The organism is Cupriavidus sp. 2KB_3 (assembly GCF_052115685.1).
In the GTDB taxonomy this organism is placed as follows: domain Bacteria; phylum Pseudomonadota; class Gammaproteobacteria; order Burkholderiales; family Burkholderiaceae; genus Cupriavidus; species Cupriavidus campinensis.
Map to the genome: position 1 here is coordinate 12810 of NZ_JBFRHD010000009.1, position 13645 is coordinate 26454.

13 protein-coding genes are annotated in these 13645 nt (G+C 67.9%); 5 read left to right on the forward strand and 8 right to left on the reverse strand.

Annotated features, from left to right (window positions below):
• Window positions 1–32: 32 nt before the first annotated feature.
• Window positions 33–716 carry a Fe2+-dependent dioxygenase gene (locus AB4120_RS11500; protein WP_149138958.1) on the reverse strand — a complete coding sequence of 228 codons (684 nt, stop codon included), beginning with the start codon at window positions 714–716 and terminating at the stop codon, window positions 33–35.
• Between the two features lie 40 nt (window positions 717–756).
• The gene (locus tag AB4120_RS11505) at window positions 757–3042 is read right to left on the reverse strand and encodes a TonB-dependent receptor (RefSeq protein ID WP_149138957.1); all 2286 of its coding nucleotides are present in this window, start codon (window positions 3040–3042) and stop codon (window positions 757–759) included.
• A 406-nt stretch (window positions 3043–3448) separates the two neighbouring features.
• Here AB4120_RS11505 and AB4120_RS11510 point away from each other — a divergent pair, with 406 nt between their 5' ends.
• Entirely contained in the window at window positions 3449–3832 is a 384-nt protein-coding gene (locus AB4120_RS11510) for a cupin domain-containing protein (RefSeq protein ID WP_441642268.1), read from the forward strand.
• Between the two features lie 23 nt (window positions 3833–3855).
• Complete coding sequence (locus tag AB4120_RS11515) at window positions 3856–4497, forward strand: MliC family protein (protein ID WP_149138956.1); 642 nt, start codon at window positions 3856–3858, stop codon at window positions 4495–4497.
• A 21-nt stretch (window positions 4498–4518) separates the two neighbouring features.
• On the opposite strand, the gene AB4120_RS11520 is transcribed toward AB4120_RS11515, so the two are convergent.
• Window positions 4519–4929, reverse strand: a complete 411-nt coding sequence (locus AB4120_RS11520; RefSeq protein WP_144198406.1) for a hypothetical protein — start codon at window positions 4927–4929, stop codon at window positions 4519–4521.
• A gap of 291 nt (window positions 4930–5220) precedes the next feature.
• Between AB4120_RS11520 and AB4120_RS11525 the strand changes: the two genes are divergently transcribed.
• Window positions 5221–5559, forward strand: coding sequence for a 2TM domain-containing protein (locus AB4120_RS11525; RefSeq protein WP_149138955.1), 339 nt, complete (start codon window positions 5221–5223; stop codon window positions 5557–5559).
• Window positions 5560–5566: 7 nt separating this feature from the next.
• Here AB4120_RS11525 and AB4120_RS11530 read toward each other — a convergent pair whose 3' ends face one another.
• The 4 genes from AB4120_RS11530 to AB4120_RS11545 form a co-directional block, all read right to left on the reverse strand.
• The gene (locus tag AB4120_RS11530) at window positions 5567–6361 is read right to left on the reverse strand and encodes a LytR/AlgR family response regulator transcription factor (RefSeq protein WP_149138954.1); all 795 of its coding nucleotides are present in this window, start codon (window positions 6359–6361) and stop codon (window positions 5567–5569) included.
• The gene (locus tag AB4120_RS11535) at window positions 6358–7269 is read right to left on the reverse strand and encodes a sensor histidine kinase (RefSeq protein ID WP_149138953.1); all 912 of its coding nucleotides are present in this window, start codon (window positions 7267–7269) and stop codon (window positions 6358–6360) included. Before AB4120_RS11535 ends, AB4120_RS11530 begins: the two co-directional genes overlap by 4 nt.
• A 239-nt stretch (window positions 7270–7508) precedes the next feature.
• Window positions 7509–8780 carry an NAD(P)/FAD-dependent oxidoreductase gene (locus tag AB4120_RS11540; RefSeq protein WP_149138952.1) on the reverse strand — a complete coding sequence of 424 codons (1272 nt, stop codon included), beginning with the start codon at window positions 8778–8780 and terminating at the stop codon, window positions 7509–7511.
• 126 nt (window positions 8781–8906) lie between these two features.
• Window positions 8907–9839 carry a LysR substrate-binding domain-containing protein gene (locus tag AB4120_RS11545; protein WP_149138951.1) on the reverse strand — a complete coding sequence of 311 codons (933 nt, stop codon included), beginning with the start codon at window positions 9837–9839 and terminating at the stop codon, window positions 8907–8909.
• Between the two features lie 234 nt (window positions 9840–10073).
• Here AB4120_RS11545 and AB4120_RS11550 point away from each other — a divergent pair, with 234 nt between their 5' ends.
• Together AB4120_RS11550 and AB4120_RS11555 are read left to right on the forward strand one after the other, a co-directional pair.
• A complete protein-coding gene (locus tag AB4120_RS11550) occupies window positions 10074–11033 on the forward strand; it encodes a Bug family tripartite tricarboxylate transporter substrate binding protein (RefSeq protein WP_144198820.1) in 960 nt (319 codons plus the stop codon).
• 31 nt (window positions 11034–11064) lie between these two features.
• Entirely contained in the window at window positions 11065–12588 is a 1524-nt protein-coding gene (locus AB4120_RS11555; RefSeq protein WP_149138950.1) for an amidase, read from the forward strand.
• Here AB4120_RS11555 and AB4120_RS11560 read toward each other — a convergent pair.
• A complete protein-coding gene (locus AB4120_RS11560; RefSeq protein ID WP_149138949.1) occupies window positions 12530–13552 on the reverse strand; it encodes a LysR substrate-binding domain-containing protein in 1023 nt (340 codons plus the stop codon). The genes AB4120_RS11555 and AB4120_RS11560 overlap by 59 nt on opposite strands.
• Window positions 13553–13645 lie beyond the last annotated feature (93 nt).

Sequence of the window (13645 nt, forward strand, 5' to 3'; positions counted from 1 at the left end):
GTGGAAATGAAGCGCCATCGCGGCCGGGCCACTCAGGCGTCGGCCCAGCGGCGCAGCAGGTTGTGATAGAGGCCGGTGAGGCCGATCACGGCGTCGTGTTCGTTGCCAAGCGTGGCGGTGACCTGGCGCAGGCGGTGGTCCAGCTCGAACAGCATCGCCCGCTCGCCGTCATCGCGGACCATGCTCTGGATCCAGAAGAATGACGACACCCGCGCGCCGCGCGTGACCGGGGTGACGTGATGCACGCTCGTGGCCGGGTAGAGGACCATGTGGCCGGCCGGCAGTTTCACGCGCTGCTGGCCGTAGGTGTCTTCCACCACGAGTTCCCCGCCGTCGTAGTCCTCGGGCTCGGTCAGGAACAGCGTGGCCGAGAGGTCGCTGCGGATGCGGAAATCTGTGCCGCGCAGGAAGCGAATGGCGTTGTCGACATGATTGCCGAACGTGTGCCCGCCTTCGTAGCGGTTGAACAGCGGCGGATAGACCTTCAGGGGCAGCGCCGCCGAGAAGAACAGCGCGCTGTTGGCCAGCGCGTCCTGGATCAGGTTGCCCACCTCGCGCGCCACCGGCGACCCTTCGGGCAACTGGAGGTTGCGCTTGGCCAGCGCGGACTGATAACCAGAGGTCTGGTTGCCATCGGCCCAGTCAGCCGCGTCCATCAGCGCGCGGCAACGTGCCACCTGGTCTTTGGACAATACGTCCGGAATCTGCAACATCATGATGGTATGCCCCCCGGCGTTACCGCCGGGGGTAGTCGGCTTAGAAGCGGAAGTTCGCCGTCAGCATACCAAAGCGTCCCGGCGCCAGTGCGGCGTAGTGGGTCGTGAATGCCTTGGTGTAGTAGGTCTTGTCAAACAAGTTCTGAATATTGAGTTGCAGGGTCAGATTCTTGTTGACACGGTACGCCGCCATGGCGTCGAAGCGCCAGTACGCCGGCACATAGGTCGAGTTGGCCGGATTGCCGTACACCTTGCTCACATAGTAGGCGCCGCCGCCCACCGTCAGCGCCGGCAGCACCTGGTACGTGCTCCACAGGCTGAAGCTGTTCTTGGGCGTATTCGGGAACTGGTTGCCGTTGTTGGCCGCGTTGGCGCTCTGCGGGCCGTTGTCCTTCAGCTCGCTGTCCAGGTAGGTGTAGCCGCCGAACAGGTTCCACTTGTCCGTCACGCTGCCCGCGAAGCCCAGCTCGAAGCCGCGCACTTCCTGCTTGCCGACGTTGGCCGTGGTGTTCGCGTCTACCGCCACGCGGGCGTTGTTCTTCTCGATCTGGAAGATGGCGCCGGTCAGCGACAGCCGCTTGCCGAGCAGGTCCCACTTGGTGCCGAGTTCCCAGGCGCGGCTGCGCTCCGGGTCCAGGTTCTGGACCTGCGCCGACAGGTTGTCCGAGCCGTCGCCGTTGGAGGTGCCCGGCGGAGTGGACGCCGTGCCGTACGACAGGTAGATGCTGCCGATGTCCACCGGCTTGTAGACGATGCCGGCCTGATAGTTGAAGAAGCTCGAATTGTTGGCCAGGTTCACCGCCGCCACGGCCGCGTTCGTGTTCGGGTTGGTGTACGCCGGCGTGGCCGAGGTGGTGCGGTAGCTGTCGTAGCGCACGCCGCCGTTGATAAGCCACTGCCTGGTGAGTTCGACGGTATCGAACAGGTACACCGCGCGCGTGTCGGTCTTGGTGGTCTGCGTGTAGCCCATCTTGCCGACGCGGCCGGTCCAGACCGCGCCGGGGTTCGGGTTGTACAGGCTCGTGCAGTCGCCGCTGTTGAGCAGCGCGGTGTTGCACGTGGTGCCCGTGGCGCCCGTGGCGCCCGGCACCACGTTGTACGGCGTGTTGTCCGTGTCGTCGCGGCTGAACTCGAAGCCGAACAGCATCGAGTGCTTGAGACGGCCAGTGTCGAACTTGGCGATGAAATCGGTCTGGTTGATCAGCGTGTCCGTCGAAGAATCACGGTTTTTACTACTCCGGTACACAAAGCCGTTCGGCACGTTGCCGCGGCTGTCGTCAGGGTTCGTGACGATGTAATCGTTGCTGCTGCGGCCCCAGCGCGTGGTGTTGCGGAAGGTCAGCTTCTCGCTGAATTCGTGCTGGACGATGGCCGTGGCGATGTCGGTCTGCGTCTCGCGGAAGTCGCGGCTGGTCAGCCCGTAGAAGTTGTTGCGGTCCACGTTGGCCGGTCCCACCGGGTTGGCCTTGGTGGCGGTTGCCGACGGACGCGCATACGGGATGCTGTAGTCCGGCATGTCGCGGCCCTGCAGATGGTAGTAGGACAGCGTGACCTTGGTCGGGCTGTTCAGGCCGAACGTGACCGACGGCGCGAAACCCCACGAATGGCCGCCCACGGCTTCGCGGCCCGGCGTGTTGGCGTCCATCGCCATGGCGTTCAGGCGCAGGCCGGTGTTGTCATTGAGGACGTAGTTGCCATCGACCGTGGCACGCTTGTAGGCATCGGTGCCGACGCCGACCGAGCCCTGCACGAAGTTTTCCTTGGTCGGCAGCTTCGACACGATGTTGATCATGCCGCCCACCGAGCCCTTGCCACCGTAGGCCGAGCTGGGGCCCTTGATGACCTCGATGTTCTCGATGTTGAAGGTGTCGCGCGTTTGCGAGCCCGCGTCGCGCGCGCCGTCCACGAAGATGCTGGCGCCGGAGTCGAAGCCGCGGATGAACGGGCGGTCGCCAAGCGGATTGCCGCCCTCGCCCGCGCCAAAGGTGATGCCGGGGGTGGTGCGCAGGGCGTCCTGCAACGTCACCGAGCCCGATTGCTGGATCACTTCCGCCGGCACGATGGTGACGGACTTCGGAGTATCGAGCAGTGGCGCAGTGAATTTCGGCGATTCTGCCTGATCGACCTTGTAGCCGTCCTCGCGAACTGCCTTGACCGTCACATCCTGCAATTGCTGGACGGGACGGGACGCGGCGGGCGGCGCGGCGGCCAGCGTGGCCGGTGCGGCTTCCTGGGCGGCGGCGCCCTGCATGGCCATCAGGGCCATCGGGCCGGCCAGCGCGGTCACCAGTACGTTAGGACGGAATACCTCCGAATACTTGCTCATCTGCTTCTTCCCCGTGAACTGCCTGTTATGAGTAGTGCTGCCTACGGGGCGCGATTGTATGAGTGTGTAAATAAAAGTACAAATGCGAATCATTTCGCATACGTAATGAGCATGCAGAGGCATCCGCCTGGGCTTCTTCACGCTACACAGGACAAAATTCCATCAATTTCTGCCAATTCCGATGAAGTGGCCGAGGGAAAGTCGTTTCCACACGCTTGGAAATTTTTTATTACGTTTTATTACTGTTGCCCATCCCCCGCAGGCCCGTATGGCGCTTGACACACATGCGGACGACGCACGTGTGGTGCCTTATGCACCCGCATGCCACCGTTCGCTTGCCCACGTGTGACGCCAACGGGCCGCGCTACACTTGCGGCTTGTATTCATCCGCCATCCATCCGTCACCGTGTCAGACTCCCACCCCGCCCTGCCCGCTCTCACCGATTTCCGCGCCGAGCCTGCACCCACGCACGACCGGCCCCGGCCGGATCGTCTTGTCGAGGGCAATCCGGCCCGCACCACGTGGACGCACTACAGCGCCACGGCGGGGGATTTCGACTGCGGGATCTGGGCATGCGAGCCTGGCGCCTGGCGCATTGCGTTTCCGGCTGGCAAGGAGGAGTTCTTCCACGTCATCAGCGGCCGGCTGCGGATCATCGACCATGCCGGCGTGGCGCGCGAGTTCGGCCCCGGGGATGCCTGTGTGATCCCGGCCGGTTTCGAAGGGGTATTTGAAGTGATCGAGCCCGTGCGCAAGCACTTCGTCGTCCTGGAACGCAACGCGGGCTGACCACGCCCGGAGGAGGTCTGGCCATGCTTCCACGCCGCATCCTGTCTGTCACCGCGCAATGTGCCATGCTCGGCGCGCTGACGGGCGCGGGGCACGCCGCCAGCCCCAGCTTCGACTGCAAGCGGGCCGAAGGCCAGGTCGAGCAGATGATCTGCAAGGACGACACACTGGCGCGGCTCGACAAGGAAACGACGCGCCTGTACGGGCTGGCGCTCGATGCGCGCTCGATGAGCACGGGCCGCAAGAAGACACTGCTGGCCGAGCAGCGCGGCTGGATCAAGGGCCGCAACGACTGCTGGAAGGCCACCGACGCGCGCGTCTGCACCACCGCCGAATACATCGACCGGATTCACGTGCTGCGCCAGAACTACGCCGGCGCGCGCACGCAGGACGACAAGGGCATCAGCCGGGGGCCATTCTCGCTGCGCTGCCCGGGCGCCGACGCGCTGATCCTGGGCACCTTCGTCCAGACCGAGCCCGGCTACGCCTACCTGACCTGGCTGGACAAGAAGCTGCTGCTGCCGCAGACGCGCGCGGCGTCGGGGGCCCGCTATGCGGCCACGACCGACGCCGGCGAGGCGATGTTGTGGGACAAGGGCCCCGAGGCCCAGCTTGCGCTACCGGGCAAGCCGGCGATGACCTGCCGCGTGGAAGCCCCGCAGTAAGCCCCCGGGGCTTCCACGCGGTCAGTGCACGCGATGGGCGTCGAGGTCCAGCGCCGCCTCGGCGGCGTCGCCGGTCTTGCCCTTGTAGTACAGGTGCACGCCGATGGCCAGCGAGTCATGGCGAATCTCGTGCATGGCGCGCCAGGCTTCGGTCGGGTCCTTGAAGACGAGGTAGTGCGCTTCCTGATCCACCAGCTCCGCCACGCGGTGCAGGCCGTGGCCGTGCAGCGCGTTGACCAGGTGGCCGAGGCTGCGGTGCGTGCGCGCATCGGTGCGCGGATAGAGCATGTGCAGCACCGCCACTTGCTGCGAAGCCATCAGCGCGGAGAACGCGACAACGATGTCCTGGTGTTGAATGGCAGTGACCGAGTCCCCCACGGCCGCGCCGGTTTCACGTTGGGCGGGCAGAATGGCTTCGAGCGTCAGGTTCATGGCGGTACCTCCTTGTTGTAACCGAAAGAACTGTCACACGAAGATTAGGTGGTGATTGCTGCAATGCAATGGACAGGATGGGCAACAGACTATTCCAGCTAAGGTGTCTAATCGCCGCGATAGTCACGCGTTAACCCCGTATAAGCTTTCAATTCCCTTGCAACGCGCCCTGTCACTGGCGCCCCGCTCCGGTCGTTCGCGAAGCGGAACCGTCGATTCGGCGCCTCGCCCTGGCATGCCGGCCGTCGGCGGCGTAATTTGTCCTCATCCACCCCACCGATGAGGTTTCCGATGCGACACGACGCGATGCACCGCCCCGCCAACCCCGCCGACGAGAACGCCATGGCGTACTGGCGCGCCCACCGCATGGTTCGGGCGCTGCGTGGCTGGTATCTTCACCTGCTGATCTACCTGGCCGTGAACGGATGGCTCTGGTTCCGCTTCCTGTTCATGCCGTCGCCCAGCTGGGCGCACCGTTCGGTGGAGGCCGGCTGGCCGTGGCCGCTCACCACCACGCTGGCCTGGGGGCTCGGGCTGGCGATCCATGGCCTGCTGGTCTGGTGGCGCGTCTCGCAGCGCGGCCGCGACTGGGAATCCCGCAAGATCGAGCAGTTCATGAACCGCGACTAAGCCCCCGCTACATCTGGCGGAAGCGGTGCACGTAGGCGCGCGAGACCGGCAGTTCGGTCTCGCTTTTGGTTTCCCCCTGAGGTTCCCGATTCTGCAGCCGCACGAACAGCCGCCCGGCGTCGTCCCGTCGCGTGCCGGCCACGTATTCCATATTGACGATGGTCGAGCGATGCACCTGCCAGAAGGTGTCCGGGTCGAGCCCCTCCATCAGCTCGGCCAGCGGCGTGCGGATCAGGTGCTCGCCGTCGCGCGTATGCACCACCACGTATTTGTCGTCGGCCTGGAAGTACAGCACGTCCTGGATCGGCACGTGGCTGGTGGTGTTGCCCCGGCTTGCCCGCACCCAGCGCAGCGGTGCCGTGCCGGCCTCCGGGCGGCCCGGGCCGCGCGTGAGCTGGCTCAGCAGTTGCGCCAGCTCCGGCAGGGGCGCCGCCTCCTGGAAGGCCTTGCGCAGCCGCTCCACGGACCGCGCCAGGCGCTCGTCCGTCACCGGCTTGACGAGATAGTCCACGGCCTCGCGCTCGAAGGCGTCCAGCGCGTACTGGTCGAAGGCGGTGACGAAGACCACCCGCGTGTCGGTCTCGATACCCTGCGCCACCTCCAGCCCGGACAGCCCCGGCATCTTGATATCGAGAAAGGCCACCGCCGGCGCCAGTTGCGCGATGGCCTGCGCGGCCTCCACGCCATTGGCCGCCTCTCCCACGATGCGCAACTCGGGCCACAGCCGCTCCAGCTTGCCGCGCAGGTGCGTGCGCAGGTGTTCCTCGTCATCGGCGATCAGCGCGGTGGGCGTCCGGGTCATGGGGTCTCTCCGTTTCGGAAGGGGGCGGACAGCGGAATGTCGATGTGGACGGCCGTGCCGGGCGAGCGCTCCACGATGCGCACCTGCGCCTCGCCGTCGTAGAGCACGGCCAGCCGGTCGCGCAGGTTGGAGAGCCCCACGCCGGCGCTGGCCGATGGACGGAAGCCCATGCCGTCATCCTCGATCGAGGCCAGCATGCGCCCGCCGCGCCGCGTCAGCCGCACGGTCAGGTGCCCGCCCTCGATCTTCGGCTCCAGCCCGTGCCGGATCGCATTCTCCACCACCGGCTGGAGCAGCATCGGCGCCAGCGGCACCTCGTTCAGCGCCGGGTCCACGTCGATCCGATACTGGAGCCGCTCGCCCATGCGGATCTCGATCAGGGCGAGGTAGTCGCGCAGCAGCGTGGCCTCCTGCGCCACCGTGCCCTGCGTGGCCCGGCTCGCGGCCAGCGACGCGCGCAGGTAGGCGATGAAGTGTTCGAGCATCAGCGTGGCCTTGTGCGGCGCCGGTTCGATCAGGCTCACCACGTTGGCCAGCGTATTGAACAGGAAATGCGGCTCGATCTGGGCCTGCAGCAGCCGCATCTGCGCCTCCACCAGCTGCTTCTCGGTGGAGAGCGTGCGCACCTGCTCGCGCGCCATGTACTCGGCGATCTTGCGCTCCTCCCAGCGGCGCCCGAGCAGGCCCACGCGGCTCCAGACCAGCACGCCATGGGCGGTCAGCCCCAGTCCCCAGCCCAGCAGCGGCCCGCCGGACCAGGGCCGGTGCGAGGCGCCGAACACGTTCCAGAGCACGAGGATGGTGTTGACCACCACGTAGAGCGTCAGGTGGATATAGAAGCCACGCAGCGCGCGCACGTTGCGGCGGGCGTCCTCATAGGCGCGTTGGTCGGCGGCGGACCGCCACATCTGCGGATCAGGATGGCGCACGGTGGGGTGGGGGGTGGGGGCCAGGGGCCGGGGGCGGATCGGGAACGCTGGGAGGTTACCACCGGCGCCACCCGGCGCAACAGCCCCACGCGGCGAACCGACGGCGGCGCGGCGTCAGCCGCCCGGACGCGGCGCGAACGCCCGGCCGCCTAAGCACCTAAGCACCTAAGCACCTAAGCACCTAAGCACCTAAGCACCTAGCACCTAGCGCCTAGCGCCTAGCCTCCAAACCGGCGCGGATCGTACGGCGCGGCATCCACATACGTCGCGTCCCCGTCGAACAGCTCGGCCAGCAGCCGCGCCGTGGCTGGCCCGAGCGTCAGCCCCTGGTGGCCATGCCCGAAATGGAACCAGAGCCCGGGGTGGCGCGGCGCCCGGCCCACCACGGGCAGCATGTCGGCGATGCACGGGCGGGCGCCCATCCACGGCTGCGCCTCCACGGGGGCGCCCAGCCGCACCATCTGCGCGGCGATCTGCTCGGCCCGGCCGGACTGGACCGGCGTGGGCGGCGCGTCGCGATGGGCAAACTCCGCGCCCGTGGTCACGCGCAGGCCCTGCCGCATCGGCACCAGCAGCACGCCGTTCTCGGCGTCCAGCACGGGCTTGGACGGCATCGCCTCGGCCGCATAGTGGCGGTGATAGCCGCGCTTGACGAACAGCGGCAGCCGATAGCCCAGCCGCGTGGTCAGGTCCGCCGCCCACGGCCCCAGCGCGATCACGGCCTGCGCGGCCTCGACCTTGCCGTCCGCGGTGGATACCTGCCAGCCCGATCCGCTGGCGCGCAGCGTGGCGGCGTCGCCGTGGCAGAAGGTGCCGCCCTGCCGCTCGAACAGCGCCGCATAGCGGGCGACCAGTTCGCCGGGATCGCTCACGGTCCACGGGTCGCGCCAATGGATGGCGCCGGCCAGCACGTCGCGCAGGGCAGGCTCGGCCTGGTGCAGCGCCGCGCGGTCCAGCAGGGCGTGATCGAGCGCATGGTCGGCGGCCACAGCCGTGGCGTCGCGGGCGGCGGCATCGAATTCGGCTTCGCTGCGGTACGCCTCCAGCCAGCCATCGTGGCGCACGAGGTCCTGCGCCCCGGCACGGGCGATCCACGGCGCGTGTTCATCGAGGCAATGGCGGATCAGCGCGCTGTAGGCCGCCACCGTGCCGGCATAGCGTGCGGGCGCCGACGCGTGCCAGTAGCGCGCCAGCGCCGGCACCAGTGCCGGCAGCGCGCGCAGGTGGTAGTGCACGTCGTTGCCCTGCCCCGTGGCCACGCGCAGCAGCGCCTGCCAGTTGCGGGGGAAGGCGTAGGGCCGCACCGCCTCGCGCTGGAGGATGCCGCAATTGCCGTAGGACGTGGCCCGGCCCGGCGCCTGCCGATCGACCAGACAGACCGCATGGCCGCGCTGCTGCAAGGCCAGCGCGGTGGAGACGCCCACGATGCCGGCGCCAAGGACGATGACGGCGGTGGAGGAAGGATTACCGGGCGCGGACGAATCGGTCATATCGAGATGGTTCTATATAGAGGGGGCGGCGTCAGCCACGATTCTGCCAAGGCAGGCCGGGTGGCGGCACATCCTTCATGTGCAATGAATCGAATAGTCGATTGCCTGTTCGGCAATCATTACCGCTCAGGCAGGCTCATGGGCCTCCCCCATGCCGGTCAGGGAATCGGTCAGTTGCTGGAGGAAGGCGCGGGCGGCCTCGGGCAGGTTGCGCTTGGCCAGGGTCTGGACCTCGATATAGCGCTCGTTCATCTCGCGGTCACGCAGCGGCACGGCGGCGATCAGCCCGGCGGCCAGCCGGCTGCGCACGGACACCTCGCCATAGAACGTGATCGCCCCCCCGCCCGCCGCCGCGAACGACACCAGCGAATCGAGGTAATTGCTGGAAAAGATGGTCTCGTAGTTCAGGCCCTGCCGGCTACAGCTGGTGTCCAGCAACTGACGCAGCGAGCTGTCCGCGGGCGCCAGCGCCAGCGGGTAGGCCACCACCTGCGAGAGCGAGATCTGGCGCTGGCCGGCCAGCGGATGGTCGGGCGCCATGATGGCCAGCACCGGCGCCGGGTGGCGCAGTTCCACCTCGATGTTCGGCTCGGGCAGCCCGCTCAGGGTCACGCCGATGTCAGCCTCGCCATCGCGGATGCGGCGCGCCACGTCGGCCTGCGGGCAGACTTCGAGATCGAAGCGGATGCCGGTGTGCTGCGCGCGGAACGCCGCCGCCAGCGAGGGCAGGAACTCGTGCGCCAGCCCGGCCACGCTGGCCAGGCGCACCCGGCCGGCGCGCAGGCCGCGCAGGGCCTGGATATCGCCGGTCACGCGCTCGATGTCCTGTTGCGTGCGCTTGGCGTAGGCGGCCAGCAACTCGCCCGCCGCATTGGGCACCAGCCCGCGTGCGCGGCGGTCGAACAGCAGGGTGTCCAGTTCGGCCTCCAGCCGCGCCACCTGCCGGCTCACGGCGGAGGGCGCCACGTTCAGCTTCAGCGCGGCGTCCTTGACCGACCCCGTCCGCACCACTTCCAGGAAGTAGCGGACGGCGGTTTCCTGCAGGGTGCGGTACGACATGGAATCTCCGGGATGGCACATGACACCAACGTCGCCAGTCTAGCGAAGATTGCCGATATGGCAATCGAATATTCGAAAGATTGCGCACACCGCAAGCATGGACCGGCTTACGATGAGATCCAACGAAGCCTGTGACGTGTCCTTTCTCTCTACTGCCGGAGCCTGTTCATGCTTTTCCCCGCCCCCCGCCTTTCGTATCGATTCCCGCGTGGCCGTCGCCTGACGCTGGCCCCCATGGCCGGCGCCCTCGCGCTGGGCCTTGCCAGCGTGGCCGGCACCGCCGCCGCGCAGGGCGGCTACCCGACCAAGCCGATCCAGCTGGTGATTCCGTTCCCGCCGGGCGGCTCCACCGACGTGATCGGCCGTATCGTCGGCCAGAAGCTTGGCGAACGGCTTGGCCAGACCGTGGTGGTGGACAACCGGCCCGGCGCGGGCACCATCGTCGGCGCCAGTTTTGTGGCGAAGGCGGCACCTGACGGCTACACGCTGCTGGTTACCTCCGGCACCACCTTCACGGTCAACCCGGCCATCCACGCCAAGCTGCCGTACGACCCCATCAAGAGCTTCGACCCCGTGGCCCAGATGGGCGTGACCGGGCTGATCCTGCTGGCCAACCGCGACACGCCGGCCAACAACCTCAAGGAATTCGTGGCGATGGTCAAACCCTCGCCGGGCAAGTATTCCTATGGCTCGTTCGGCGCCGGCACCACGGCGCACTTCGCGGGCGAGGCGCTGCAAACCCTCACCGGCACCAAGATGCTCCACGTGCCCTACAAGGGCAGCGCGCCGGCCATGACGGACCTGATCGGCGGCCAGATCCCGTTCAGCATGGACACCGTGACCGCCGCCATCCCGCAGGTGAAGGCCGGCAAGGTCAAGGCGATTGCCGTGACCACGGCCAAGCGCTCGGCCCTGCTGCCGGACGTGCCCACGGTGGCCGAGAGCGGCTACCCCGGCATGGACGCCGCCACGTGGCTCGTCATCGTCGCCCCGGCCGGCGTGCCCGCCGACGTGAAGGCCAAGCTTGAGAAGACCCTGGGCGAAGTGGCGGCGGACCCCGCCACACGCCAGAAACTGATCGACAACGGCTTCGAGCCGACCTTCGCCACCGGCGCGCAGGTGGCCGCGAAGATCGTCAAGGAAACGCCCCAGATGCGTGCCATCGCGCGCGCCGCCAATATCCAGGCCGAGTAACCCAACCCTGACGCCTGGCTCCGGAGACACCATGCCCCTGCAAGACAGCCTGCCGACCCTGTCGGCAGTGGAACTGCGCCGCCTGATCGGCAACAAGGAAATCTCGCCCGTCGCGCTGCTCGATGCCTGCATCGCGCGGATCGAGGCCTATAACCCGAAGATCAACGCGATCACGGCCACCGACTTCGAACGCGCCCGCGAGCAGGCGCGCGAGGCCGAACGCGCCGTGATGCGCGGCGAGCCGCTCGGGCTGCTGCACGGCCTGCCGCTAGGCGTGAAGGATCTGGAGGCCACCGCCGGCCTGCTCACCACCTTCGGCTCGCCGCTGTATCGCGGCAACGTGCCGGCGCAGGACAACGTGCTGGTGGCCCGGCTGCGCGCCGCCGGCGCCATCGTCACGGCCAAGACCAACGTGCCCGAGATGGGCGCCGGCGCCAATTCGCGCAACGTGGTGTGGGGCGCCACCGGCAATCCGTTCAATCCGAATCTCAATGCGGGTGGGTCGTCGGGCGGCTCCGCCGCTGCGCTGGCGGCGGACTTCCTGCCGGTGTGCACCGGCTCGGACACGGGCGGTTCGCTGCGCATTCCGGCCGCCAAGTGCGGCGTGGTGGGCTTCCGGCCCTCGCCAGGGCTGGTGCCGAGTTCGCGCAAGCTGCTGGGCTGGACGCCGATCTCGGTGGTCGGCCCGATGGGCCGCACGGTGGCCGATGCCTGCCTCCAGCTCGCCGCCTCGGCCGGGCTCTCGGTGACGGACCCGCTGAGCTTCGAGAGCGATCCGCTGGCCTTCCTGGTGCCGGCCAATGTCGACCTGGGCTCCCTGCGCGTGGGCTACACCGAGGACTTCGGCTGCTGCGATGTGGACGACGACATCCGCCAGACCTTCCGCGCCAAGATCGCCGCGATGAAGCACCTGTTCCGCAGTTGCGAGCCGGTGACGTTCGACCTGGGCGATGTGCACCGCTGCTTCGACGTGCTGCGCGCCGAAAGCTTCGTGGCCGGCATGCACGATGCCTACACGCGCGATCCGTCGAGCCTGGGGCCGAATACCCGCGCCAACTACGAGATGGGCGCACGCATGTCGCTGGTGGACAGCGCCTGGGCGCAGGCGGAGCAGACACGCATCCTGCAGCGCTTCCAGGCGGCGTATCGGGACTATGACGTGATCCTGTCGCCGACCACGCCGGTCTCGCCGTTTCCGTGGACGCGCCTCTACGCCGACACCGTGGGCGGCCAGCCGCAGGCCAACTACTACCGCTGGCTGGCGCTGACCTACGTGGTTACGCTGACCACGCATCCGTCGATCGCGCTGCCCTGCGGCACGGACATCGCCGGCATGCCGTTCGGGCTCCAGGTGACCGGCGGCTTCCGCGCGGACCGCCAGACGCTGGGCATCGCGCAGGCGATGGAAACCGCCTTCGCCACCTCCCCCACCCTGCGCCGCCCGGTACCGGACCTGGCCGCGCTGGCGGCGCCCGAGCCGGCGCTGCGCTCGATCGTTACCGATCCGCCGTTGTCCGGCGTGACGGAGCCGGCGCGGGACGTCTCTGCGGTTTGATTGCGGATTGGATCGACGCTTGACCAGAAGATTGAATCGACGCTGCCTCCGCCCGGAGGCAGTCGATCAACTGCTCCGCGCTCGGGGCCTGCCGGCGCTCGCGCAGCCGGATCAGGCCCACGGGCGGCAACGCCACCTCCACATCGAGCGGCAGCACATGGAAACGCCCTTCCGCCTCCAGTTGCTGCCCCACCGACCGCGCCACGAACCCCGCCGCGCCGCGCTGGGCAACGAAGGTCGTCACGGCCAGATAGGATGACGATTCCATCACATCGGCGGGCGGCTGCTGGCCGTGCCGGAAGAAGGTCTGTTCGATCTTCACGCGCAGCGACGCCCACGGCGGCGGCAGCACGCAGGGCATGGCCGATAGGTCGGCCCAGTCCGGCCGGGCCTTGCCGGCGAGCGCATGACCGGCGCCGACGATAGCCACCATCGGCTCTTCATAGAGCGGCTCGGTCACCAGATCCGGCGCCGCGTAGGCCGGCTCCAGCCGCCCCACGATCACATCGAGTTCGCTCAGGCGCAGGCGCGGCAGCAGGTGCGTCAGGTCGCCCTCCTCCACCAGCACCGTGGCGCGCGGGGATTGCGCCTTGAGCCGCGTGACGGCGCGCGCCAGCAGCACCGGCAGCGCCGCGCCCATCGACCCCACCCGCACCCGGCCGGCGGCGCCGCTGGCCACGGACTCGATTTCATCGCGCGTGACCTCGTACTGCGCCAGCACCGAGCGCGCAAAGCGCACCAGCGACTCCCCCGCCGGCGTGGGCTCCGTGCCGCGCGTGGAGCGCGTGAACAGCGTCATGCCCAGCATCTTCTCCACCTCGGCCAGCACCTTGGACACCGCCGGCTGGCTCACCGCCAGGAACTCGGCCGTGCGGCCCAGATGGCGGAATTCATCCAGCGCCACCAGCAGTTGCAGGTGGCGCAGCTTGATATTGGAGCGCAGCGCGCGGTCGATATGGGCCATGTCAGGCAGTCTATCTAACCTTAAGGTTATGAAGCAATGCCATTTCTTGATTGGATTGTTATGACTGGCAAGACCACAATCACGGCATGGCGA

What these genes read in the sequence shown, in the direction of transcription:
- AB4120_RS11545 (WP_149138951.1), bottom strand. Translation starts at nt 9,839, where the DNA reads ATGTCGTACCGCACCCTGCAGGAAACCGCCGTCCGCTACTTCCTGGAA.
- AB4120_RS11520 (WP_144198406.1), bottom strand. Translation starts at nt 4,929, where the DNA reads ATGAACCTGACGCTCGAAGCCATTCTGCCCGCCCAACGTGAAACCGGC.
- AB4120_RS11515 (WP_149138956.1), top strand. Translation starts at nt 3,856, where the DNA reads ATGCTTCCACGCCGCATCCTGTCTGTCACCGCGCAATGTGCCATGCTC.
- AB4120_RS11505 (WP_149138957.1), bottom strand. Translation starts at nt 3,042, where the DNA reads ATGAGCAAGTATTCGGAGGTATTCCGTCCTAACGTACTGGTGACCGCG.
- AB4120_RS11540 (WP_149138952.1), bottom strand. Translation starts at nt 8,780, where the DNA reads ATGACCGATTCGTCCGCGCCCGGTAATCCTTCCTCCACCGCCGTCATC.
- AB4120_RS11550 (WP_144198820.1), top strand. Translation starts at nt 10,074, where the DNA reads ATGGCCGGCGCCCTCGCGCTGGGCCTTGCCAGCGTGGCCGGCACCGCC.
- AB4120_RS11530 (WP_149138954.1), bottom strand. Translation starts at nt 6,361, where the DNA reads ATGACCCGGACGCCCACCGCGCTGATCGCCGATGACGAGGAACACCTG.
- AB4120_RS11555 (WP_149138950.1), top strand. Translation starts at nt 11,065, where the DNA reads ATGCCCCTGCAAGACAGCCTGCCGACCCTGTCGGCAGTGGAACTGCGC.
- AB4120_RS11560 (WP_149138949.1), bottom strand. Translation starts at nt 13,552, where the DNA reads ATGGCCCATATCGACCGCGCGCTGCGCTCCAATATCAAGCTGCGCCAC.
- AB4120_RS11525 (WP_149138955.1), top strand. Translation starts at nt 5,221, where the DNA reads ATGCGACACGACGCGATGCACCGCCCCGCCAACCCCGCCGACGAGAAC.
- AB4120_RS11500 (WP_149138958.1), bottom strand. Translation starts at nt 716, where the DNA reads ATGATGTTGCAGATTCCGGACGTATTGTCCAAAGACCAGGTGGCACGT.
- AB4120_RS11535 (WP_149138953.1), bottom strand. Translation starts at nt 7,269, where the DNA reads ATGTGGCGGTCCGCCGCCGACCAACGCGCCTATGAGGACGCCCGCCGC.